Raw genomic sequence first — 19,579 nt, forward strand, 5'->3', positions numbered from 1 at the left:
ACCACGGTGACCTCGTGCCCGGCGGCGGCCAGGGCGACGGAGAGCGCGTGCACGTGGCGGCCGAGGCCACCGACGAGCACCGGCGGGTACTCCCACGACAGCATCAGGATGCGCCGTTTGCGGGACGCGGCGCCGGACTGCGGCGGCACGGTCGGGCGGGAGGTGAGGGTGGGCCGGTGGAGCCGGTCCGTCGCGGTGGCGGTCTGTGCGCCGACCCGCAGCGTGGTCACGTGTCGTTCTCCGTCCATGCAGGGTGGGACACGCCGGCATCGGTGGCGGCGGTGGGCGGGTGGTGAGGATTGGCCGAGCGGCCGGGCGGACACGCGCGGGCGCGCGTCCGCGGTCCAGGAAAGTCCATCCGGCGCGAACCCGCACCTCGAAACGGTCGATCGTGACGGACGACACCCGAACCTTTCGGTTACCGTCCGAACGGGTGGATTGGCGGCGGGTACGGCGGGGCATCAACGGCGTGCGCGTCGGCCGCCCGTCCGGCGCGCTCACGATCATGGGCCGAAGGAGCGACATGCAGGTCTGGCCGGGCGAGAGCTACCCCCTCGGCGCCACCTACGACGGGATGGGCACCAACTTCGCGATCTTCTCCGAGGTGGCGGAGCGGGTCGAGCTCTGTCTGTTCGACGAGTGGGACATCGGCACCGAGCGCCGGGTCGAGCTGCGCGAGGTCGACGCGTACGTCTGGCACGCCTACATTCCCGGCGTCGAACCCGGCCAGCGGTACGGCTTCCGGGTGCACGGCCGGTGGGACCCGGCCAACGGGGTGCGGTGCAACCCGCACAAGCTGCTGCTCGACCCGTACGCGAAGGCGGTCGACGGCGAGGTCTCCTGGGACCCGGCGGTCTACGACTACGAGGTGGGCGGCGACCCGGACCGGATGAACACCACCGACTCGGCGCCGTTCATGCCGAAGTCGGTGGTGGTGAACCCGTACTTCGACTGGGGCAACGACAAGCCGCCGCGTACGCCCTACCACCACTCGGTCATCTACGAGGCGCACGTGCGCGGGCTGACCATGCGCCACCCGGACATCCCGGAGGAGCTGCGCGGCACGTACGCGGCGATCGCCTCGCCGGTGATGATCGAGCACTTCCAGCGGCTCGGGGTGACCGCGGTCGAGCTGATGCCGGTGCACGAGTTCGTGCACGACCACCGCCTGGCCGACCTGGGGCTGCGCAACTACTGGGGCTACAACACCATCGGCTTCTTCGCCCCGCACCACGGCTACTCCGCGCTGGGCCGGCTCGGCCAGCAGGTGCAGGAGTTCCGCGGCATGGTCAAGGCGCTGCACGCCGCCGGCATCGAGGTCATCCTCGACGTGGTCTACAACCACACCGCCGAGGGCAACCACCTCGGGCCGTCGCTGAGCTTCAAGGGCATCGACACGCCGAGCTACTACCGGCTCTCCGAGGAGGACCGGCGCTACTTCGTCGACTACACCGGCACCGGTAACAGCCTCAACGTGCGCAGCCCGCACTCGCTCCAACTGATCATGGATTCGTTGCGCTACTGGGTCACCGAGATGCACGTCGACGGCTTCCGCTTCGACCTGGCCGCCACGCTGGCCCGCGAGTTCTACGAGGTGGACCGCCTCTCCACGTTCTTCGAGGTGGTGCAGCAGGACCCGGTGGTCGGCCGGGTCAAGCTGATCGCCGAGCCGTGGGACATCGGCCCCGGCGGCTACCAGGTGGGCAACTTCCCGCCGCAGTGGACCGAGTGGAACGGAAAATACCGCGACACGGTCCGCGACTTCTGGCGCGGCGAGCCGGCCACGCTCGCCGAGTTCGCGTCCCGCATCTCCGGCTCCGCCGACCTCTACCAGGACGACGGCCGCCGCCCGTTCCACAGCATCAACTTCGTCACCTGCCACGACGGGTTCACGCTCACCGACCTGGTGTCGTACAACGACAAGCACAACGAGGCCAACGGCGAGGAGAACCGGGACGGGGAGAGCCACAACCGCTCCTGGAACTGCGGCGTCGAGGGCGACACCGACGACCCGGGCGTACGCGCGCTGCGGGAGCGGCAGCGGCGCAACTTCCTGGCCACGCTGATCCTGTCCCAGGGCGTGCCGATGCTCGGCCACGGCGACGAGCTGGGCCGCACCCAGCACGGCAACAACAACGCCTACTGCCAGGACAGCGAGCTGGCCTGGGTGGACTGGGACCGGGCCGACGAGGAGCTGCTCTCGTTCGTGCGGCGGCTCACCGAGTTCCGCAACCGCCACCAGGTGTTCCGCCGTCGACGGTTCTTCACCGGGCTGCCGGTCGGCGGTCGGGCCGCCGGCTCCGGCCTGCCGGACCTGGCCTGGTACACCCCGGACGGCCGGGAGATGACCGGCGAGGACTGGGGCAACGACTTCGGCCGCTCGGTGGCCCTGTTCGTCAACGGCGACGGCATCCCGGAGCGCGGCCAGTACGGCCAACGCCACCGGGACAGCTCCTTCCTGCTGCTGTTCAACGCGCACGACGCGGCGTTGGACTTCACGCTGCCCGGGGAGGAGTTCGGGCCCCGGTGGGAGCTGGTGATCAGCACCGCGGAACCGGATCCGGAGAAGACGACAGTGGTCGAGGCGGGTGGCACGGTGTGCGTGCCGGACCGCTCGCTGCTGGTCCTGGAGAGGACGCCCTGACCATGCCCGACACCCCCCGTTCGACCTACCGCGTCCAGGTGCGGCCCGGCTTCGACCTGGACGCCACCGCCGAGCTGACCGACTACCTGGCCGCGCTCGGCGTCACCCACCTCTACACCGCGCCGCTGCTCACCGCCACCCCCGGCTCGCAGCACGGCTACGACGTGGTCGACCACCGGGCGGTCAACCCGGAGCTGGGCGGCGAGGCCGGTCGGCAACGCCTGGTCCGGGCGCTGCGCGCGGCCGGGCTGGGCCTGGTCGTGGACATCGTGCCGAACCACGCCGGGGTGGCCCGGCCGGCGGCCAACCCGGCCTGGTGGGACGTGCTGCGGGCCGGGCGCGACTCGGCGTACGCGGACTGGTTCGACATCGACTGGGACCGCGGCCGGCTGCTGCTGCCGGTGCTCGCCGACGCCCCCGACGCGCTGGACGACCTCAAGCTGGTCGACGGGGAGCTGCGCTACCACGAGCACCGCTTCCCGATCGCGGACGGCACCGGCGACGGCACACCCCGCGAGGTGCACGACCGGCAGCACTACGAGCTGGTGGACTGGCGGCGCGGCGACACCGAGCTGACGTACCGCCGGTTCTTCGCCGTCTCCGACCTGGCCGGCCTGCGGGTGGAGGACCCGGCGGTCTTCGACGCCACCCACGCGGAGATCCTGCGCTGGTCCGACGCCGGGGACGTCGACGGCATCCGGGTGGACCACCCGGACGGGCTGCGCGACCCGGCCGGCTACCTGGCCCGGTTGCGCGCCGCCGCGCCGCAACGCTGGCTGGTGGTGGAGAAGATCCTGGAGTACGGCGAGGACCTGCCGGACTGGCCGGTCGAGGGCACCACCGGCTACGACGCGCTGGCCGCCGTGTCCGGCCTCTTCGTCGACCCGGCAGCCGAGCCGGACTTCACCGCGCTCGACGGGCGGCTCACCGGCCGGCACACCTCCTGGGAGGACCTGACCCACGGCACCAAGCTGGAGGCCGCCACCCGGCTGCTCGCCGCCGAGCTGACCCGCCTCGCCGCGCTCGTCCCCGAGCTGCCCCGCGAGCAGGTCCGCGACGCGCTCGCGGAGCTGGCCGCCTGCTTCCCGGTCTACCGCGGCTATCCGCCGGAGGGGGCCCGGCACCTGGCCGCCGCCCGCAGCGAGGCCGGTCGTCGCCGGCCCGACCTGACCGCCGTGCTGGACCAGGTCACCGCCCGGCTCCGGGACCCCGGTCACGAGCTGGCCGCCCGGTTCCCGCAGTTGACCGGCGCGGTGATGGCCAAGGGCGTGGAGGACACCGCCTACTACCGGTGGAGCCGGTTCGTCGCGCTGAACGAGGTGGGCGGCAGCCCGGCCCACTTCGGGGTGCCGCCGGCCGAGCTGCACCGGTTCGCCGCCGCCCGCCAGGTGCGCTGGCCGGCGAGCATGACCGCGCTCTCCACCCACGACACGAAGCGCGGCGAGGACGTCCGCGCCCGGCTCGCGGTGCTGAGCGAGCTGCCCGGCCGGTGGGCCGACCGGGTCACCGACTGGATGTCCCGGGCGCCGCTGGCCGACCCGGCGCTGGCCCACCTGCTCTGGCAGACCGCCGTCGGGGCCTGGCCGCTCGACCGGGACCGGCTGCACGGGTACGCGGAGAAGGCCGCCCGGGAGGCGTCGGTCAGCACGAGCTGGGCCGACCCCGACCCGGCCTTCGAGCACGAGATGCACGCCCTGGTCGACCGGATGTACGACGACCCGGAGCTGCTCGCCCAGATCACCGCGTTCGTCGACGAGATCACGCCGGCCGGCTGGTCCAACGCGCTCGGGCAGAAGCTGGTGCAGCTCGCCATGCCCGGCGTGCCGGACACCTACCAGGGCACCGAGCTGTGGGAGAACTCCCTGGTCGACCCGGACAACCGCCGCCCGGTCGACTTCGCCGTACGCCGGGAGCTGCTGACCCGGCTCGACGCCGGCTGGCAGCCGACGGTGGCCGCGGACGGCGCGGCCAAGCTGCTCGTGGTCTCCCGCACGCTGCGGCTGCGCCGGGACCGTCCGGAGCTGTTCACCGGCTACCGGCCGCTGCCGGCGCGCGGCCCGGCCGCCGCGCACGCGGTGGCGTTCGACCGGGGCGGCGCGATCGCGGTGGCCACCCGGCTGCCGGTGCGGCTGGCCCGCGACGGCGGCTGGCGGGGCACGACGTTGTCACTTCCCGTTCATCCGGTGACCGACGTGTTCACCGGTCGGGTCTACAGTGGTGAGGAGGTGCTCCTGGAAGATCTGTTGAGCACCTGTCCCGTCGCCCTCCTCGCACCCACCGACCCAGCGGAGGCCGCCGCATGACCGAGTTCACGGTGTGGGCGCCCGAGGCCGCCCGGGTGCGGTTGCGCCTGCCCGGCGTGGCCGACCACGACATGCGGCCCGGTCCGGACGGCTGGTGGCGGGTCGAGGCGCCCGACGCCGGGCCGGGCGCCGACTACGCGTTCCTGCTCGACGACGACGAGCAGGCGCTGCCGGACCCGAGGTCGGCCTGGCAGCCGGTCGGCGTGCACGGCCCCAGCCGGGTGTACGACCACGCGGCGTTCCCCTGGACCGACACCGCGTGGACCGGCCGGCAGTTGCCCGGCAGCGTGCTGTACGAGCTGCACATCGGCACGTTCACCCCGGAGGGCACGTTCGACGGGGCCATCGCCCGGCTCGACCACCTGGTGGAGCTCGGTGTCGACCTGGTCGAGCTGCTGCCGGTCAACGCGTTCAACGGCGAGCACAACTGGGGTTACGACGGCGTCTGCTGGTACGCCCCGCACGAGCCCTACGGCGGGCCGGACGGCCTGAAACGCTTCGTCGACGCGGCTCACGCCCGAGGGCTGGGGGTGATCCTCGACGTCGTCTACAACCATTTCGGGCCCTCCGGGGCCTACGCGCCGCGCTTCGCGCCGTATCTCGCCGAGCAGAGCAACACCTGGGGCCGCACGGTCAACCTGGACGGCCCGCACTCCGACGGCGTGCGCCGCTACATCGTCGACAGCGTGCTGATGTGGCTGCGCGACTACCACGTCGACGGGCTGCGGCTGGACGCCGTGCACGCGATGCCGGACGGCCGGGCCACCCACTGGCTGGAGGAGGTGGCGGTCGAGGTCGAGTCGCTGTCGACCGCGCTGGGCCGGCCGCTGTCGCTGATCGCCGAGTCCGACCTGAACGACCCGACGCTGATCACGCCGCGCGAGGCCGGCGGCTACGGCCTGCACGCCCAGTGGAACGACGACGCGCACCACGCGCTGCACACGCTGCTCACCGGCGAGCGGCAGGGCTACTACGGCGACTTCGGCTCGTTGGAGTGCCTCACCGACGTGCTGACCGGCGCGTTCTTCCACGCCGGCACCTGGTCCAGCTTCCGCAACCGCAGCCACGGCCGCCCGGTCGACCGGCAGCGCACGCCCGGCCACCGGTTCGTCGCCTACCTGCAGAACCACGACCAGATCGGCAACCGGGCCACCGGTGACCGGATCTCCGCCACGCTCTCGACCGGGATGCTGCGGGTCGGCGCCACGCTGCTGATGACCGCGCCGTTCACCCCGATGCTGTTCATGGGGGAGGAGTGGGCCGCGACCACGCCGTGGCAGTTCTTCACCAGCCACCCCGAGCCGGAGCTGGCGGTCGCGGTCGCCACCGGCCGCCGACGCGAGTTCGCCGACCACGGATGGGCCACCGACGACGTGCCCGACCCGCAGGACCCGCAGACGTTCCTGCGGTCCCGGCTGGACTGGGCCGAGCTGGACAAGCCCGACCACCGCGAGATGTACGAGTTCCACCGGCGGCTGATCGCGCTGCGCAAGTCGTGCCCGGACCTGTCCGACCCGCGGCTGCACCGGGTCGAGGTGCGCCACGGCGACCAGTTCCTGGTGGTGCGACGCGGCGACACGCTGGTGGTGGCCAACCTGGCGGAGCGACCGCAGCGGGTGAACCTGCCCGGGGCGGTACGCCGGGTGCTGCTCGCCTCCTCCGAGGGCGCCACGGTGATGCGCGGCGGCATCGAGCTGCCGGCGGAGAGCGCGGCGATCGTCGCGCTCTGACGTCGCGCCCCGGTCCTCGCGGCGTCGAGGCATGCCGTTTGCCGGTCCAGCTGCGCCGGTCGCCCGCTGAGGGCCGGCAGCACGTCAACGCACTGCCCGACCGGGAGTCGGGCGGGCAGGGGAGTCGACATCCTGCCGACGAACCTGATGGCCCGAACGACTCACGCCGGAGGCGGACGGCATCGCGCCGGCCGAGACTCGGCTGCGGCCGGTGGCACGTACCGTCGTCGCGGAGATCGCCCGCCCCCACCCGCCACGGCCCGCCTGGTCGGCCTGACCCGGTGCACGGGTTCGCGCCGATCTTGGAGTTGTGGTGGTTCGCAAAGCTGACATCCAGCGCTTTCCCTGGCACCACAACTCCAAGATCGACGAGAGGGGAAGGGCGGCCAGGCGGCGGGCGATGAGTTCGGCGGGTGGGGGCGGTCTGAGCGGGGACGGGGCCGACAACTGGGGGTTTTCATGTCCGACACGCTGAGCCGGGACGAGTTGTGGGCGCTCGCGCACGCCGAGCGGGCGGCGCTCGCCGAGGATCTGGCCGGGCTGGAGGCGGCGCGGTGGGCGCAGCGTTCGCTGTGCGGACGGTGGACGGTGGAGGAGGTGGTCGCGCACCTCACCGCGGCGGCGAGCGTCGGCCGGGCACGCTGGGTGGCCAGCGTGCTGGGCGCGCGCTTCGACTTCGACAAGCACAACGACCGTCGCCTGGCCGAGCACCGGGGCGCCGACCCGGCGGAGACGCTCGACCGGTTCCGTCGGATCATCCGCAGCACCACGTCCACGTTCGGCCCGACCGAGGCGTGGCTCGGTGAGGTGGTCGTGCACGCCCAGGACATCCGGCGACCGCTCGGCCTCGGCCGTACGCCGCCGGTCGAGGCCGTGACGCCGGTCGCCCGATTCTTTGCCGGTCGGGACTTCACCGTGAGCGGACGCAGCGCCATCCGGGGGCTGCGGGTGGCGGCCACCGACGGACCGTTCGCCACCGGCGCCGGCCCACTGGTCAGCGGCACCACGCTGGCACTGACCATGGCGATGGCCGGCCGGGCGGCATACTGCGACGACCTGACCGGGCCCGGTGTGCCCACGCTGCGTCAGCGGTGCGCCCCCGCCTGAGGACGGGCGACGCCGCCGGTGTGCCGGCGTGGAGAGGAGCACCATGAAGCACGTCCAGCGGGCAGTGGCGGCGCTTGCGATCGTCCTGTTGGCCGGCTGCACGTCCACCCCGGCCGCGCCCCGCGCCGGCACGGCTCCTGCCGCCGGCACGGCTCCCGGCGCGTCGACGGGTGCCCCGGTTCCGGTGCCCGGGGAACTCGCCGCGCTGGAACGGCGGTTCGGAGCGCGGATCGGCGTCTACGCGGTCGACACCGGCACCGGCCGTACGCTGGCCCACCGGGCTGACGAACGGTTCGCGTACGCGTCGACGTGCAAGGCGCTCGCGGCCGGCGCGTTGCTGGCCGCCACGTCCGACGCCGACCTGGACCGGGTGGTGCGTTACCGGCGGGCGGACCTGGTGTCGTACTCGCCGGTCACCGAGCGGTACGTCGGGTCCGGGATGACGCTGCGGGCGGTCGCCGAGGCGGCGGTGCGGCAGAGCGACAACACCGCCGGCAACCTGATGTTCGCCGAACTCGGCGGCCCGGCCGCGTTCGAGCGCGCGCTGCGGGGCGTCGGCGACCGGGTCACCGACCCCGCCCGCACGGAGCCGGACCTCAACGAGGCCGCGCCGGGCGACGTCCGCGACACCAGCACCCCCCGCGCGTTGGTCGGTTCCCTGCGGGCGTACGCGCTGGGCGACGTGCTGCCGCCGCCGGACCGGGCGGTGCTGCTCGACTGGATGCGGAGCAGCACCACCGGCGCGGGCCTGGTCCGGGCCGGCACGCCGGCCGGTTGGCGGGTCGCGGACAAGAGCGGCACCGGCGGGTACGGCACCCGAAACGACATCGCCGTGGTGTGGCCGCCGGACGCCGCGCCGATCGTGCTGGCGGTGCTCACCACCCGGGCCGACCGGAACGCGACGCCGGACGACGCGCTGGTGGCCGGTGCCGCGGCGGCGACCCTGGCAGCGATGCGCTGACTGCATACCGAGTATGCTCGCCGTCATGCCGCCGACCCGTCGCATCCTGGCGCTCGTCGCCCCCCTCGCCGGTTTCCTGCTCGGCTTCCTCGACTTCGTCTGGATCACGAGGGTGCCGTACCCGCTGGCCGAACTCGGCAACTCCACCGCCACCTGGGCAATCGCCGCGTTCGCGCTCGGCTGGTGGGTCCGGGTGGGCGAGCTGCGGGCGGCGGTGGCGGGCGTGGTCCTGCTGGTCGTCGCCGTGCCCAGCTACTACCTGGCGGCGGCGCTGCTCCAGGGGGACGACCTGGCCGTGATCACCGCGCCCACCTCGTTGCTCTGGATGGCGTCCGGGGTGCTCGCGGGCGTGGTGTTCGGCGTCGCCGGTGTCTGGGCCCGGTCGTCCGGGTGGCGGCGGGTGGTGGCGACCGCGTTGCCGGCGGCCGTGTTCGTCGAGGAGGCGCTGCGCTTCGCCGACCGGGGCCGCACCGGCTACTACCCCGGCGCCTCGTGGAACGTGGCCATCGACCTCGGGCTCGCCGCGCTCGTGATCCTGCTCGTCGCCCGCGCCGCCCGGACCCGGTTGCTCGCGACGACGGTGGCGTTGCCGCTGGCCGCGCTCGGCGCGCTGGTCTTCGTCGCCGTCTCCGGCTGAGGCCCCACGTCGCTCGCCGCGCGCGGGCACGACGTGCTGCTGGTCGACCGTCGGCCCGCCCTGAGCGGGGCGATCCGGATGACCGGGATCTTCGTTCGGCCGCGTAGACCGCCTGCGGGTCGTCCCCCGGTGACCGGGGGACGGCCCCGGACCCGTCAGGGGATCGGCCACTCGTGCACCGGGTGGTTGCTGTGCATCAGGTCGACGTAGTGCCGGACCACCTCGCGCAGCGCGGCCGGCCGGTCGAGGTGGTCGGCGGACTCCAGCCGGTGCAGCGTCTCCACCTGCCAGGTCGCGCCGTTGCGGCCGGTCAGGCAGCGCTGCTCGATGACGCCGAGCAGCCGGTCCCGTTCGGCCGGGTCCAGGCCCCACCGGTCGAGCCCCTGGTGGGCCATCGGCAGCAGCCGACGCAGCACCAGCTCGGTCACCGGCAGGTAGCCCAGGCCCGGCCAGAACACCTGGGCGTCGATGCCGTGCCGGGCGCAGGCGTTGAAGTTCTCCTCGGCGGCGCTGAACGACATCTGCGACCAGAGCGGACGGTCCGACTCGGCCAGCGCCCGGACCAGTCCGAAGTAGAAGGCGCCGTTGGCCACCGTGTCCAGCACGGTCGGGCCGGCCGGCAGCACCCGGTTCTCCACCCGCAGGTGCGGACGCCCGCGCGACACGTCGTAGACCGGCCGGTTCCAGCGGTAGATGGTGCCGTTGTGCAGGCGCAACTCGGCGAGTTTCGGCACACCGCCGCTGGCCAGCGTCGCCGCCGGATCCTCCGGGTCGCACACCGGCAGCAGCGCGGGGAAATAGCGCACGTTCTCCTCGAACAGGTCGAACACCGAGGTGATCCACCGTTCCCCGAACCACACCCGCGGGCGTACCCCCTGGGCTTTTATCTCTTCCGCCCGGGTGTCGGTGGCCTGCTGGAACAGCGGGATGCGGGTCTCCCGCCACAGCTCCCGGCCGAAGAACAGCGGAGAGTTCGCGCCGAGCGCCACCTGGATGCCGGCGATCGCCTGGGCGGCGTTCCAGTAGTCGGCGAAATGCGCCGGGCTGACCTGGAGGTGGAACTGGGTGCTGGTGCAGGCCGCCTCCGGCGTGATGGTGTCGGCGGTGGTGGCCAGCCGCTCCACCCCGCTGATCGCGATCGGCAGGTCCTCCCCGCGGGCGGCGAAGATCTGCTCGTTGAGCAACGCGTACCGGGGGTTGGCGGAGAGCGATTCGGCGGTCAGGTGCTCCGGGCGCAGCGTCGGCAGGACGCCGATCATCACCATGTGCGCGCCGACCGTGCGGGCCTTCTCCTCGGCGGCGTTGAGGCTGGCCCGCACGTGCTCCTCGAACTGGGCGGTGCCGGTGCCGGTGAGCCGGCGCGGCGCCACGTTGATCTCCACGTTGAACTGGCCCAGCTCGGTCTGGAACGCCTCGTCGGCGATCGCCGCCAGCACGTCGGCGTTGCGCATCGCCGGGTCGAAGCGCTCGTCGACCAGGTTCAGCTCGATCTCCAGGCCGGTCATCGGCCGCTCCACGTCGAACCGGGACTCGCGCAGCATCTCGGCGAAGACGTCCAGACAGCGCCGGACCTTCTCCCGGTAGCGGGCCCGATCCTCCCGGCTGAAGGTGCGTGCGCCGACGTCTTCGCCCATGGTCACCACCTTGTCACCGTTGGTCTTCCCAACCTCGCACGGAGTGACGGGTCAGGAAAAGGTCTAAGGAACCTTTTCTGTACCCCGAACCGCCCGGAGGGAAGCACGGGCCCCCGCTTGACGCCTCCCGTAGAGGCAGGCGCCCCGCTTGCCGGCCGGTCGCCAGGTGGGCCGGCTACCATGGCCGCCGCGACGGAGAAGGAGTGACTGATGCGCGACGGGTGGATCCGGGCGTTCGTGTGGGCGGCGATCGCCGAGGCGTGCTCCTGGGCGGCGCTGCTGGCCGGCATGGCGGTCAAGTACGGGCCGCCGCGCAACGAACTCGGCGTGCAGGTGTTCGGCCCGATCCACGGCGCGCTCTTCGTCGCGTACGGGCTGCTGGTCCTCGTGGTGGCCCGACGGCGACGCTGGTCGCTGGTGTGGACCGGGCTGGCGCTGGCCAGCGCGGTGCCGCCGTTCGCCACCGTGCTGTTCGAGCGCTGGGCGCGCCGCCGCGGGCTGCTCGACGCCCCCGCTTCCGACGCGCGTCCGCTCGCGAAGGTCGGTGGTTGAGCGGAGCCCCGCCGTCACCGGAGGCGTCAGGCGGGGCGTCGGCCTCTACCGGAGGCGTTGGGCGGGGGCCCGTCCTTTCACGTCAGGGCGGAGCAGGCGGCTACGCCGAGCACCAGGAGGACGCCGAGGGTCGCCTGGAGCAGCAGGGCCGGGCCCAGGTGCGACCAGAGCGTCGCGGTACGCGGGGTGAGCAGCTGACCGGTGGTCAGGTTGACGATCCGCTCGATCCGGGGCGGCAGGTCCGCGTCGCGCTGCGGGCGCAGCGTGAGCTGCACGTGGTCGCCGGGGTGCAGCGCGCTCTGCGGCAGGTGACCGTGCAGTTCGACCTCGACCAGCCGGTCCGCGGCGTCGCGCACCCGGACCGGGGTGACCAGGAACTCGGGCCCCTTCTTCAGGTCCTTGAAGCTGCGCTTCGCGCCGCCACCGCCGCTGCTGAGCAACGCGCGGACCACCCGTAGCAGCAGCCCCACCACCCCCGCCGCGGTCAACACCGTGACCAGCACCGGCTGGCCCACGCGCACCTCGCGGGCGTACCCCTCCATCAGCCGGACCAGCCGTCCGGTGACGACGCGTTCCGTCGGACGGACGACGCGTCGGGTGTGTAGCTCCGTGTCCATGTTCACCACCGAGAGTTCCGTTCCGTGCACAGATGGTATCGGCCCTTCAGGTTGAACGACGTGAATGAACGAACGGTCACGCCCGACGGACCGGAAGGTGACATCGGCCGGGGCGCGGGTATGCGTGCGGCCGAGCTGGAAAGGGGTCGAGCATGCAGCTGTCCTTCCTGCGCCCGCTCTACGACCGTCCCGGGCCCTGGTGTTCGGTGTACCTGGACGCCTCCCGGGACACCCACGACTCGCGCCCACAGGTCGACCTGCGCTGGCGGGCCCTGAAGGGGGACCTGCTGGCCCAGGGCGCCGATCAGGTCACCGTCGAGGCGGTGGAGGAGGTGGTCCGCCGGCACCAGCCGATGCCCGGCGACTACGGCATCGCGGTCTTCGCCAGCCGGGGCCGGGTGGTGCTCACCGAGTACCTCTCCGCGCCGCCGCTGCGCGACCTGGCCACCTGGGCCGCGCTGCCGCACACCATGCCGCTTGTCGCCCAGCGCGGCGAACAGGTCGCCTGGGTGCGGGTGCTGGCCGACCGCACCGGCGCCGACGCGATGGCGGTCAGCGCCGGCGGGGTGCCCCGGCGGGCCCAGGTGACGGGCCGGCAGAGCCGCCAGGTGCGCCGGGTGCAGCCCGGCGGCTGGTCGCAGTCCCGCTACCAGCGGGCCGCCATGGAGGCGTGGCACCACAACGCCGGCGACGCCGCCGCGGCCACCGCCGAGCTGGCCGACCGCGTCGGCGCCGACGTGGTCGTGGTGGCCGGCGACATCCGGGCCACCGGCATGATCGCCGCCCAGCTCCCGGAACGCTGGCAGGACGTGCTGGTCCGCACCGACGCCGGCTCCCGGGCCGGCGGCGCCGAGGACACGCTGATGGACGACCTCACCGTGCAGACCGTCGCCGAGGTCGCCGACCGGCGGATCGCCGCCGCGCTCGACCGGTTCGGCGTGCAGGAGGACGTCGGCGCCGGGCTCGACGCGGTGGTCGCCGCGCTGCAACGAAACCAGGTCGACACCATGCTGATCGTCGACGACGCGTCCGCCGACGGCGAGCTGTGGGTCGGCCCCGAGCCGACCGAGATCGCCACCGACCCGGCGCAGCTGGCCGACATGTCGGTGGCCGACCCGCAGAAGGTACGCGCGGACGCCGCGCTGCTGCGCGCGCTGATCGGCACCGACGCGGAGCTGACCGTGCTCGCGCCGGAGGAGGCGCCGGAACTGACCGACGGGGTCGGCGCGGTGCTGCGGTACGTCGACGCCGGCACCCCGGGGCGGGACGATGGCTGACCGTACCGTCGCCGACCTGGTGGTCGAGCGGCTACGGGCCTGGCGGGTGCCGCGGGCCTTCGGCTATCCCGGCGCGGCGCTCGCCCCGCTGGTGGCCGCGCTCGACGACGCCGGTGGCGACCCGGCGTTCGTGCCGGCCCGGCACGAGGAGACGGCCGCGTTCATGGCCACCGGCCACGCCAAGTTCACCGGCGGGATCGGGGTGTGCCTGGCCACCCAGGGGCCCAGCGCGGTGCATCTGCTCAACGGCCTCTACGACGCGAAGCTGGACAGCAAGCCGGTGGTGGCGATCATCGGCGAGGACGTCAGCGGCCCGCTCGGCGGCGCGCACGAGGAGATCGGGCTGAGTCGCCTCTTCGGTGACGTGTGCAACCAGTTCGTCCGGTACGGCCGCACTCCCGACCACGTACCGGCGCTGCTGGACCAGGCGTTCCGGACCGCGGCGGCGACCCGCAGCCCGACCTGCGTGGTGCTGCCCCGGGCGTTGCAGGTGACGCCCGTGCCCGACCGGCTCCCACCGACCGCCGGCGTCATCACCGCGACGCCCGGCGAGCCGCTGGCCCGGGTGCTGCCGCACGACGCCGACCTGGACGCCGCCGCCTCGCTGCTCAGCGCCGGGCAGCGGGTGGCCGTGCTGGTCGGCCAGGGAGCGCACGGCGCGGCTGGGGAGATCGTCGCGCTCGCCGACCGGCTCGGCGCGGGCGTGGCCACGTCGCTGCTCGGCAAGCCGGTGCTGGACGAGCGGCTGCCGTTCCACACCGGCGTGCTCGGCGAGGTCGGCACCACCGCCGCCGCGCAGCTCATGGGCGGCTGCGACACGCTGGTGCTGATCGGCACGAACGACCCGTGGACCGACTGGTTCCCGCTGCCCGGGCAGGTGCGCACCATCCAGATCGACATCGACGGTCGGCGGATCGGCACCCGTTACCCGATCGACGTTCCGCTGGTCGGCGACGCCGCCGAGACGCTGCGGGCGCTGCTGGACCGGGTGCCGGAACGGCCCCACGCGCAGTGGCGTGGCGTGGTGGAACGCTCGGTGGACCGTTGGCGGACGCTCGCCGCCGACCGCGCCGCCGCCCCGGCCGAGCCGATCAACCCGGAACTCGTGCTCCGCGAGCTGTCCGCCCGGCTGCCGCGACGCGCCGCGGTCGCCGTCGACATCGGCTCGGTCCTCTACTGGTACGCCCGCCAGGTGGAGTTGCCGCCCGGCGTGCAGGCCCGGCTCTGCGGCACGCTCGGCTCGATGGGGTGCGCGCTGCCGTACGCGGTGGCCGCCAAGCTGGCCTGGCCGGACCAGCCGGTGCTGGCGCTGCTCGGCGACGGCGCGATGCAGCTCAACGGCCTGGCCGAGCTGATCACCGTGGCGCACCACTGGACGGAGTGGCCCGACCCCCGGCTGGTCGTGCTGGTGCTGAACAACCGCGACCAGTCCGGGGTGGGCGGCGGCCGCCCCCCGGGCACACCGCTCCACCGGCGACCCGGCGTGCCGTACGCCGGCTGGGCCCGGCTGCTCGGCCTGCACGGCGTCCGGGTGGACCGGCCGGACCTGATCGGCCCCGCCTGGGACGAGGTGCTCGCCGCGGACCGGCCCAGCGTGCTGGAGGCGGTGGTGGACCCGGCCGTGCCGCTGAACGCGCCCGAGCCGGCGCTGGCCGACCTACGCGGCCTGATGACGGACGGCGACGCGGCCCGGCGGGTGCGGGACCGGGTGATCCAGACCGAGGCCATCGCCGCCGAGGACCTCGTTTAGCCGGACCCGGGTGGGGCACTGCGACCAGGCATTCGCCGGTCCCCGGGAGGTCCCGCTTGTCCACCGTCACCGATCGTCGCTACGGTCCCGCCCCGCTGCCGGCGGCCCGCGGGCCGGTCTCGGCCGGGCTGCTCACCGCGCTGCGCGGGTCGCCCGGCGCGCTGCCGTCCGGGTTGGGCGACCGGTTCGACGAGGCGGCGGCGCCGCTGACCGACGAGGACCTCCAGCTCACCCTCTTCCTCTGCTACGAGCTGCACTACCGCGGATGGCAGGGCGTGACCGACGAGTGGGAGTGGGAGCCGTCCCTGCTGGCGCTGCGGGCCCGGGCGGAGCGTCCGTTCACGGCGGCGCTGCGGGAGCTGGCCGGGCCACTACCGGCGGTGCTGCCGGCCGCCCTGCCGGCGACGCTGATCGACGTGGTGGCCGCGGACGACGGTCCCGCGCTCGCCGCCACTCTGCAACGCCGCGCCGACCTGGCGCAGTTCCGCGAGTTCGTCACGCACCGCTCGATCTACCACCTCCGGGAGGCCGACCCGCACAGCTGGGCGTTGCCCCGGCTCGGCGGCCCGGCGAAGGCGGCGCTCGTCGAGATCCAGATGGACGAGTACGGCAACGGCCGGCTGGACCGGATGCACGCGGAGCTGTTCCGCGCCACCATGGACCGGCTCGGCCTGGACACCGGTTACGCCGCCCACCTGGACCGGGTGCCGGCGGTGACGCTGGCGCTCAACAACCTGATGTCGCTGTTCGGGCTGCACCGGCGGCGGCGCGGGGCGTTGCTCGGCCACCTGGCCGCGTACGAGATGACCTCGTCGCTACCGAACCGCCGGTACGGCAACGGGTTGCGCCGGCTGGGCTTCGACGCGGTCGCCACCCGCTTCTACGACGAGCACGTCGAGGCGGACGCGGTGCACGAGCAGATCGCCGCGTACGACCTGTGCGGCGGGCTGGTCCGCGCGGAGCCGGCGCTCGCCGGGGACGTGCTGTTCGGGGCCGCCGCCGCGCTGGCGCTGGACCGTCTCTTCGCCACCCACCTGCTGTCCGCCTGGTCGGCGGGGCGTTCGTCGCTGCGGCCGGCCACCGGCGCGCTGGCCGCCGCCTGACTCCCTGCTGTTCCCACCGGCCCCCGAGCGGTCAGGGCGCCCGGAAGCCGGCGACCTTGTGGGTGCCGTCGCAGAACGGCTTGATCGCGCTCTTGCCACAGCGGCACAGCGCCACCGTGCCCCGGCGCGCCTCGATCGGCTCGCCCTCCGGCGTGACCAGCGCGAAGTCGCCGCGCACCAGCAGCGGTCCGTCCCGGTACGGGGTGATGGTCGCCGCCGGGGCGCTCTGGTCGTCGGGCATGCGCGGTGCAGTGCCCGTCCCGCCGCGACCCAAACCCGCACCCGGCGTGCCGTTGCGCCCGTGGCGGCGGGGGAGCGGCGCGACGGCACCCGACCGGGGGTTGGTCCGGCGCGTGGGGAGATGACCCGTTTAGACCCCAGACGGACGGGAAGCCGGCCCGCGTGGTGAGCGAACGAGTCGAGCGCGGACCGGCGGCCGGCACCGCGTTGCCCGGTGACCGGGTGGTCGCGGCGGGCAGCGCGGCCCGGATCCTGGTCGCCGCGACGGCCCGGGCGCTGCGCGGCGACGACTGCGGCGACCTCGGTCACGCCGGCTCGCTGTCCCGCCTCGGCGGGGCGCCGGAGGCGGTACGGCGCGTCGCCGCCGGCCGCGCGGCCGGTCGGGCGGCGCTCACCGCCGCCCAGATCGCCCGCGTCGACGCCGAGCGGGTGGCCGACTGGTTCGTCGCCCAGTACCCGGGCCGGCGCTGGCCCGGGGCGGTGCTCGGCTCGCCGCACGGTGCCGCGGCCCACCTCGCGGTGGCGCTCGGCGTGCCCTGGCTGCCCGCCGGCTTCGAACTCGCCGGGCAGTGGGGCCGGGGCACGGTGGACCGTCCGGACGCCGCGCTCGACCACGGTGCCGCGCTGGCCGGCCGGCTGCTCGCCGGCAACCCCCGGGTGCACGTGCGGCAGGTGCACTGCCCCGCCAGCCGGGGCGTGGCGGTCGGCGCCGCGGTCACGCTCGCGGTCCGCTGGCGGACCCTGCCCGAGGCGTACGCGCGGTTCCTGGCCGACCGGCTGGAGCCGGCCGCGCCGGTGCTGCTGTTGCACGACGCGCGTACGTGGCCGGTGCGGGACGACGGCGGCGGCCACAGCTTCCAGGCCGGCTGCCCGGCCAGCGGCCTCGACCCGGTCGACTTCCACCCGGACGCCCCGGCGCTGCGCCACGTGCTGCGCGCGGCCGGCGGCGACGAGACGCGCTGGCGTGCCCCGGAGGTCACGGCGTCGGCGGCGTTCGCCGAACACGGCGTGGAGTCCGGTTTCGAGCACGGCGCCCGGGAGTGGGGCGACACGCGGGGCCACCCGCTGCACCGGGTGGTCGTGCCGCAGCCGGACGCGCTGAGCGCGGCCACCGCGGACCTCTACCGACGCTGGCTGCGCCGGGCCGGCAAGACCGGCGACCGGCTGGTGGTGGAGTGCGGCCGGCTGCTCGACCCGGGACAGGTGCTGCGCGCCGGCCTGGTGCCCTACTGGTGCGAGAACGCCACCCGGCGCCGGGTGCAGGGCGCCGAGTGGTGGCTCGCCGGCAGTGAGCCGTTCAGCTCGGTGGACGTGCTGCCGGAACCGCCCGGCCTGCGTTCGCCCGCGCTCGCCGGCCTGTCCCAGTGGCTGGCGGTGGCCGGCTTCGGGCGCCGGCGGCGGGCCCTGGACCGGGGCGCGGCCCGCGGATACCCGGTCACCTCGGTACCGACCCGACGTGCCACGGAGGTGTTGCGCAACCAGCCCTGCGACCTGCCCGCGCCGCCGCCGATGCCGATGGCGGAGGCGCTCGCCGCGCTCCGGGACGCGGGCGCCCACCAGGGCCTGCTGGTCTGCTGAGCGCGGGCCACCACGCCGACGGGCACGGCCCGCCGGCCAACCTGGCGAAACATCCTCGCGAACCGACGGTCCGTGATTGAGTACCTACGGAGCGGGAAGACCGCTCGCCGCGACTCGGCCCACGACGCCGCGCGGCGGGCAGCCACCGCTTCCGACGTATCCGTCACGTAACCAACGTCCTCACCCGGGGCGTGGCCCGACCACGCGCGCAACCGGTTCCGGCCGGGCGGGGGATCTTCGGCGAGGGAGGCGCGGATGTTCGGACAGACCACCACACCCACCCCACCGACCACCGAGCGGGGCCTGGAGGACCTCGACGCGGCGGCGCTCGCGTACGCGGCCCGGATCGAGGGGCTGCCACCCGAGCGGCGGCAGGAGGCACGGGACGACCTGGTCCGCTTCGCGTTGCCGTTCGCCGGGCGGCTGGCCCGCCGGTACCGGGGTCGCGGGGAGCCGTTGGAGGACCTGGAACAGGTCGCCCGCCTCGGCCTGGTCAACGCCGTCGACCGGTACGACCCGGAGCGCGGCTCGTTCACCGCGTACGCGGCGATCACCATCGTCGGTGAGATCAAGCGACACTTCCGCGACCGCACCTGGGGCGTGCACGTGCCACGCCGGCTGCGCGACCTGATCCTCGAGGTGGGGCAGGCGACCGCGACGCTGACCAGCGAGCTGTCCCGGGCCCCGTCGGTCGCCGAGTTGGCCGAGCGGCTGGAGACGCCGGAGGAGGAGATCCTCGCCGCGCTGGAGTCGGCCGCCGGCTACAGCCCGGCCTCGCTCAACGCGCCGGTCGGCGGCGAGAGCTCGGCCGAGTTCGGCGACCTGGTCGGCGAGTCCGACAACGCGCTGGAGTCGGTCGACGACCGGGTCACGGTCAGCGGCCTGCTGCACCGACTGCCCTGGCGGGAGCGGCGGATCCTCGCCATGCGCTTCTACGGCAACCAGACCCAGGCCGAGATCGCGGCCCGGTTCGGCATCTCCCAGATGCACGTGTCCCGGCTGCTGTCCCGGGCGCTGACCTGGCTGCGCCAGGCGATGCTCGCCGACGCGCCGCCGCCCTGGCAGAACGGCACGGCCGAGGCGGAGCCGGCGAGGTCCCGGATCTCGGTGCGGCAGAACGGCGACCGGGTGGTCGTCGAGGTCGGCGGCGAGGTGGACCGGGCCGGCGCGGACCAGTTGCGCCGGGCGGTGCTGGAGGCGGTCACCGGGCAGCCCCGCGAGGTGGTGGTCGACCTGGTGGGCGCGGGCGGCTTCGACGCCGGCGGAATCGCCGCGCTGATGGCCGGCCGGGACGCCGCCGCCCGGACCGGGGTGCCGCTGCGGCTGACCCGGGTGCAGCCCGCGGTACGCCGCTCGCTCACCGCCGCCGGCCTGCCCGCCGCCGACTGAGCTGCCGCACGCCACGTGCCGGCCCGTTGACGACGACGGGCCGGCACGGTGCGCGTC

16 protein-coding genes are annotated in these 19,579 nt (G+C 74.3%); 12 read left to right on the forward strand and 4 right to left on the reverse strand.

Annotation, left to right across the window (positions count from 1 at the left end; genetic code table 11):
• Positions 1-230, reverse strand: a 230-nt coding sequence (locus AB0B02_RS23480; RefSeq protein ID WP_357303497.1) for a glycogen/starch synthase, incomplete at its 3' end; no start/stop codon positions are given.
• A 293-nt stretch (positions 231-523) separates the two neighbouring features.
• On the opposite strand from AB0B02_RS23480, the gene glgX reads away from it, so the two are divergent.
• The 6 genes from glgX to AB0B02_RS23510 all read left to right on the forward strand — a co-directional run bounded on the left by glgX (position 524) and on the right by AB0B02_RS23510 (position 9,382).
• Entirely contained in the window at positions 524-2,644 is a 2,121-nt protein-coding gene (gene glgX / locus AB0B02_RS23485; protein ID WP_357303745.1) for a glycogen debranching protein GlgX, read from the forward strand.
• Between the two features lie 2 nt (positions 2,645-2,646).
• Positions 2,647-4,947, forward strand: coding sequence for a malto-oligosyltrehalose synthase (treY, locus tag AB0B02_RS23490; protein ID WP_357303500.1), 2,301 nt, complete (start codon positions 2,647-2,649; stop codon positions 4,945-4,947).
• Positions 4,944-6,677, forward strand: coding sequence for a malto-oligosyltrehalose trehalohydrolase (treZ, locus tag AB0B02_RS23495; protein ID WP_357303503.1), 1,734 nt, complete (start codon positions 4,944-4,946; stop codon positions 6,675-6,677). Before treY ends, treZ begins: the two co-directional genes overlap by 4 nt.
• Positions 6,678-7,136: 459 nt before the next feature.
• Entirely contained in the window at positions 7,137-7,784 is a 648-nt protein-coding gene (locus AB0B02_RS23500) for a maleylpyruvate isomerase family mycothiol-dependent enzyme (RefSeq protein ID WP_357303506.1), read from the forward strand.
• Between the two features lie 43 nt (positions 7,785-7,827).
• Complete coding sequence (gene bla / locus AB0B02_RS23505) at positions 7,828-8,745, forward strand: class A beta-lactamase (protein WP_357303509.1); 918 nt, start codon at positions 7,828-7,830, stop codon at positions 8,743-8,745.
• A gap of 25 nt (positions 8,746-8,770) precedes the next feature.
• On the forward strand, positions 8,771-9,382 hold the full coding sequence (locus tag AB0B02_RS23510) for a DUF6518 family protein (protein WP_357303512.1): 612 nt from the start codon (positions 8,771-8,773) through the stop codon (positions 9,380-9,382).
• Between the two features lie 155 nt (positions 9,383-9,537).
• On the opposite strand, the gene AB0B02_RS23515 is transcribed toward AB0B02_RS23510, so the two are convergent.
• Positions 9,538-11,016 (reverse strand): glutamate--cysteine ligase, encoded by a 1,479-nt coding sequence (locus tag AB0B02_RS23515; RefSeq protein WP_357303515.1) that lies wholly within the window; start codon positions 11,014-11,016, stop codon positions 9,538-9,540.
• A gap of 210 nt (positions 11,017-11,226) precedes the next feature.
• Between AB0B02_RS23515 and AB0B02_RS23520 the strand changes: the two genes are divergently transcribed.
• Positions 11,227-11,568 (forward strand): DUF3817 domain-containing protein, encoded by a 342-nt coding sequence (locus AB0B02_RS23520; protein WP_357303518.1) that lies wholly within the window; start codon positions 11,227-11,229, stop codon positions 11,566-11,568.
• A gap of 77 nt (positions 11,569-11,645) precedes the next feature.
• On the opposite strand, the gene AB0B02_RS23525 is transcribed toward AB0B02_RS23520, so the two are convergent.
• Positions 11,646-12,194, reverse strand: a complete 549-nt coding sequence (locus AB0B02_RS23525) for a hypothetical protein (RefSeq protein WP_357303521.1) — start codon at positions 12,192-12,194, stop codon at positions 11,646-11,648.
• Between the two features lie 143 nt (positions 12,195-12,337).
• On the opposite strand from AB0B02_RS23525, the gene AB0B02_RS23530 reads away from it, so the two are divergent.
• Genes AB0B02_RS23530 through AB0B02_RS23540 form a run of 3 tightly spaced genes read left to right on the forward strand, consistent with a single transcriptional unit; the run spans position 12,338 to position 16,315 of the window.
• Positions 12,338-13,462: a Vms1/Ankzf1 family peptidyl-tRNA hydrolase gene (locus AB0B02_RS23530; protein WP_281940640.1), complete on the forward strand. Its 1,125-nt coding sequence runs from the start codon at positions 12,338-12,340 to the stop codon at positions 13,460-13,462.
• Entirely contained in the window at positions 13,455-15,212 is a 1,758-nt protein-coding gene (locus AB0B02_RS23535; protein ID WP_357303526.1) for a thiamine pyrophosphate-binding protein, read from the forward strand. Before AB0B02_RS23530 ends, AB0B02_RS23535 begins: the two co-directional genes overlap by 8 nt.
• Before the next feature lie 56 nt (positions 15,213-15,268).
• Positions 15,269-16,315, forward strand: a complete 1,047-nt coding sequence (locus AB0B02_RS23540) for an iron-containing redox enzyme family protein (RefSeq protein WP_357303529.1) — start codon at positions 15,269-15,271, stop codon at positions 16,313-16,315.
• 31 nt (positions 16,316-16,346) lie between these two features.
• Here AB0B02_RS23540 and AB0B02_RS23545 read toward each other — a convergent pair whose 3' ends face one another.
• Entirely contained in the window at positions 16,347-16,556 is a 210-nt protein-coding gene (locus AB0B02_RS23545; RefSeq protein WP_281940646.1) for a CDGSH iron-sulfur domain-containing protein, read from the reverse strand.
• 161 nt (positions 16,557-16,717) lie between these two features.
• Between AB0B02_RS23545 and AB0B02_RS23550 the strand changes: the two genes are divergently transcribed.
• The gene (locus AB0B02_RS23550; RefSeq protein WP_357303532.1) at positions 16,718-18,133 is read left to right on the forward strand and encodes a hypothetical protein; all 1,416 of its coding nucleotides are present in this window, start codon (positions 16,718-16,720) and stop codon (positions 18,131-18,133) included.
• Between the two features lie 255 nt (positions 18,134-18,388).
• Positions 18,389-19,522, forward strand: coding sequence for a SigB/SigF/SigG family RNA polymerase sigma factor (locus AB0B02_RS23555; RefSeq protein WP_281940650.1), 1,134 nt, complete (start codon positions 18,389-18,391; stop codon positions 19,520-19,522).
• The last annotated feature ends 57 nt before the right edge of the window (positions 19,523-19,579 follow it).

Origin of the sequence: Micromonospora sp. NPDC049240, from assembly GCF_040647835.1 — a bacterium.
Lineage (GTDB): Bacteria > Actinomycetota > Actinomycetes > Mycobacteriales > Micromonosporaceae > Micromonospora.

Bases quoted from the DNA above. Each gene is read 5' to 3' on its own strand.
- AB0B02_RS23515 (WP_357303515.1), bottom strand. From the start codon at position 11,016: ATGGGCGAAGACGTCGGCGCACGCACCTTCAGCCGGGAGGATCGGGCC.
- AB0B02_RS23510 (WP_357303512.1), top strand. From the start codon at position 8,771: ATGCCGCCGACCCGTCGCATCCTGGCGCTCGTCGCCCCCCTCGCCGGT.
- treZ (WP_357303503.1), top strand. From the start codon at position 4,944: ATGACCGAGTTCACGGTGTGGGCGCCCGAGGCCGCCCGGGTGCGGTTG.
- bla (WP_357303509.1), top strand. From the start codon at position 7,828: ATGAAGCACGTCCAGCGGGCAGTGGCGGCGCTTGCGATCGTCCTGTTG.
- AB0B02_RS23520 (WP_357303518.1), top strand. From the start codon at position 11,227: ATGCGCGACGGGTGGATCCGGGCGTTCGTGTGGGCGGCGATCGCCGAG.
- AB0B02_RS23500 (WP_357303506.1), top strand. From the start codon at position 7,137: ATGTCCGACACGCTGAGCCGGGACGAGTTGTGGGCGCTCGCGCACGCC.
- AB0B02_RS23530 (WP_281940640.1), top strand. From the start codon at position 12,338: ATGCAGCTGTCCTTCCTGCGCCCGCTCTACGACCGTCCCGGGCCCTGG.
- AB0B02_RS23555 (WP_281940650.1), top strand. From the start codon at position 18,389: ATGTTCGGACAGACCACCACACCCACCCCACCGACCACCGAGCGGGGC.
- treY (WP_357303500.1), top strand. From the start codon at position 2,647: ATGCCCGACACCCCCCGTTCGACCTACCGCGTCCAGGTGCGGCCCGGC.
- AB0B02_RS23545 (WP_281940646.1), bottom strand. From the start codon at position 16,556: ATGCCCGACGACCAGAGCGCCCCGGCGGCGACCATCACCCCGTACCGG.
- AB0B02_RS23535 (WP_357303526.1), top strand. From the start codon at position 13,455: ATGGCTGACCGTACCGTCGCCGACCTGGTGGTCGAGCGGCTACGGGCC.
- glgX (WP_357303745.1), top strand. From the start codon at position 524: ATGCAGGTCTGGCCGGGCGAGAGCTACCCCCTCGGCGCCACCTACGAC.